This window comes from Streptomyces boncukensis (genome assembly GCF_011045075.1).
Classification (GTDB): Bacteria; Actinomycetota; Actinomycetes; order Streptomycetales; family Streptomycetaceae; genus Streptomyces; species Streptomyces boncukensis.
In genome coordinates this window covers 1-3541 of the sequence record NZ_JAAKZZ010000649.1, presented here as the reverse complement: position 1 = coordinate 3541, position 3541 = coordinate 1, and the positions used below count along the sequence as shown (strand labels likewise).

Annotated in this window: 1 protein-coding gene; it reads left to right on the top strand. The window is 74.2% G+C overall.

What is annotated here, in order from left to right:
- Positions 1–3541 (top strand): type I polyketide synthase (locus G5C65_RS33660; protein ID WP_165302851.1); only part of this gene is annotated, 3541 nt, incomplete at both ends.

The window sequence follows — 3541 nt, the reverse complement described above, 5'->3', positions numbered from 1 at the left end:
CCCCGAGGGCACCACCCTCGTCACCGGCGGCACCGGCGGGCTGGGCGCACAGCTGGCCCGGTGGCTCGCCGGGCACGGCGCCCCGCATCTGCTGCTGACCAGCCGCAGCGGACCCGAAGCCCCCGGCGCCGCCGCACTCGCCCGCGAACTCACCGACCTGGGCACCACCGTCACCGTCACCGCCTGCGACGTATCCGACCGCACCGCCCTCCAGCACCTCCTGGAGACCATCCCCGCCCAGCACCCCCTCACCACCGTCATCCACGCCGCCGGCACCGTGGAGACGGGGCCCGTGGGTGAGCTGACTCCCCAGCTGCTGCAGCGGCAGTTGGACGCCAAGGCCCTCGGCGCTTCCCATCTGGACGAGCTCACCCGGCATCTGGATCTGAGCGCCTTCGTGCTCTTCTCCTCCAACGCGGCCACCTGGGGCAGCGGCCTGCAGTCCGGCTACGCCGCCGCCAACACCCACCTGGACGCGCTGGCCGAGCACCGCCGCCGCCTGGGCCTGCCCGCCACCAGTCTGGCCTGGGGCCCCTGGAGCGAGATCGGCATGGCCGCGGACCGGGACACGCTCGCCCACCTCAAGCGGCGCGGCCTGTCCGCGCTCCGTCCCGAACCCGCCACCAAGGCGCTGCACCAGGCGCTCAGCAGCGGTGACACCACCGTCACCATCGCCGACGTCGACTGGGAGACCTTCGCCACCGGCTTCACCGCGCAGCGCCCCAGCCCGCTCCTGAGCGAGCTGGCCGGCCCGCCGCGGCAGGACGCCGGGCACGCCCGGGACGCCGGAGACGCCGGGGGCTCCGGGGGCGCCGCCCACCCGCTGCGCCGGGAGCTCGCCGAGGGGACACCGGCCGAGCAGCTCCGGACCCTCCTGCGCCACGTCCGGACCCACGCCGCGTCCGTGCTCGGCCACTCCGGGCCCGAAGCGATCCTGCCCGACCGCCCCTTCCAGGAGCTCGGGTTCGACTCCCTCACCGCCGTGGAGCTCCGCAACCAGCTCACGGCGCTCACCGGCCGGAGCCTCCCTCCCTCGGTGGTCTTCGACCACCCCACGCCCAGCGCCCTCGCCCGGTATCTGCGCTCGGAGCTGACCGGTGGCCACGCCGCCGTCCGCGCCGGGGCGCCTGCCGCGGCGGCACCCGACGAACCCATCGCGATCGTCTCCATGGCCTGCCGGTTCCCCGGCGGCACCCGCTCCCCCGAGGAGCTGTGGGACCTGGTGGCGCAGGGCCGGGACGCCATCGGCGAACTGCCGTCCGACCGGGGCTGGGATCTGGACGGGCTCTTCGACCCCGACCCCGGGCACCCCGGCACCAGCTATACGCGGGAAGGCGGATTCCTCTACGACGCGGCCGAGTTCGACGCCTCGTTCTTCGGCATCAGCCCGCGCGAGGCGCTCGCCATGGACCCGCAGCAGCGGCTGCTGCTGGAGACCGCCTGGGAGACCTTCGAACGCGCCGGCATCGGCCGCGCGGCACTGAACGGCAGCAGCACCGGCGTCTTCACCGGCGGCACGTACCAGGGGTACGGCGCGGGCGGCGGCACCTCGGCGCAGGACGTCGAGGGCTATCTGCTCGCAGGCGGCACGCCCAGCGTCATGTCCGGCCGTCTCGCCTACACCTTCGGGCTGGAGGGCCCGGCGGTCACGGTGGACACCGCGTGCTCCTCGGCGCTGGTGGCCATGCATCTGGCGAGCCAGTCGCTGCGGCAGGGCGAGTGCTCGCTGGCCCTGGCCGGCGGGGTGGCCGTCATGGCGACTCCGGCCACGTTCGTCGAGTTCTCCCGGCAGCGCGGCCTGGCCCCCGACGGCCGGTGCAAGCCGTTCGCCGCCGCGGCCGACGGCACCGGCTGGAGCGAGGGCGCCGGTCTGCTGCTCCTGGAGCGGCTCTCGGACGCGCGGCGCAACGGGCACCGGGTGCTGGCGGTGATCCGGGGCTCCGCGATCAACCAGGACGGCACCAGCAACGGGCTGACCGCGCCCAACGGCCCCTCCCAGCAGCGGGTCATCACCCAGGCCCTGGCCAACGCCCGGCTGTCCGCGGCCGAGGTGGACGCGGTCGAGGGGCACGGCACCGGCACCACCCTGGGCGATCCCATCGAGGCCCAGGCCCTGCTGGCCACCTACGGACGCGACCGGCCCGAGGACCGGCCGCTGTGGCTGGGCTCCGTCAAGTCCAACATCGGCCACGCGCAGGCCGCGGCCGGTTCGGCCGCCGTACTGAAGATGGTCATGGCCCTGCGCCATGGCGTGCTCCCGGCCTCCCTGCACATCGACGAGCCCACCCCCAACGCGGACTGGAGCACCGGCGCGGTGCGGCTGCTGACCGAGGGGATGAGCTGGCCGGAGAGCGAGCGTCCGCGCCGCGCGGGCGTGTCGTCCTTCGGCATCTCGGGGACGAACGCGCATCTGATCCTGGAGCAGGCACCGGAACCTGCTCGGCCGGAACCGGCGGAGCCGATCGCCGCTACCGGTGTGCTGCCCTGGGTACTGTCCGCGCGCGGCGACGGGGCGCTGCGCGGCCAGGCCGGGGCGCTGGCCGCCCGGGTGGCCTCCGACGCGGGGCTGCCGGTCTCCGACGTGGGCTGGTCGCTGCTGAGGCGCCGGTCGCTGTTCGAGCGCCGTGCGGTCGTGCTCGGTGAGAGCCGTGCCGAGCTGCTGAACGCCGTACGGGCGCTGGCGTCCGGGGACTCCCATCCAGACGTCGTCCTCCCCGCCCCGCCCTCCGAGGCGGCGGGCCCCGCGGGCGGGTCGGTGTGGCTGTTCAGCGGTCAGGGCAGCCAGCGGACGGGCATGGGCGCGGGGCTCTACGACCGCTTTCCCGTCTTCGCCGCCGCCTTCGACGAGGTCTGCACCCACCTCGACCCCCACCTCGAACACCCCCTGCGCCACGTGGTCTTCCACGGCATCGAAGAACAGCCCGGACTGCTGGACCACACCACCTACGCACAGGCCGGACTCTTCGCCCTGCACATCGCCCTCACCCGCCTCCTCGACTCCGCCGGACTCCGCCCCGACGCCGTCATCGGCCACTCCATCGGCGAAGTCGCCGCCGCCCACACCGCAGGCATCCTCACCCTCCCCGACGCCTGCCGCCTCGTCGCCGCACGCGCCACCCTGATGGGCCAACTCCCCCCAGGCGGCGCCATGACCGCCATCGAAGCCACACCACAAGAACTCGCCCCCACCCTCGAAACCGACACCCAGCTCTCCATCGCCGCACTCAACACCCCGACCAGCACCGTCGTCTCGGGCCCCGCCGAGGGCGTCACCCGGGCCGAGTCCCTGTGGTCGGCCCAGGGCCGCAAGACCAAGCGGCTGGCCGTCAGCCACGCCTTCCACTCCCCCCTCATGGACCCCATGCTGGCGGACTTCCGCGAGGCGATCGACGGACTGGACTACCACGCCCCCACCATCCCGCTCCTCAGCAACCTCACCGGCCTCCCCGCCGACGAGACCATCACCACCCCCGACTACTGGACCCAGCACATCCGCCAACCCGTCCACTTCGGCCCCGCCATCACCCCTGTCTCTTATACA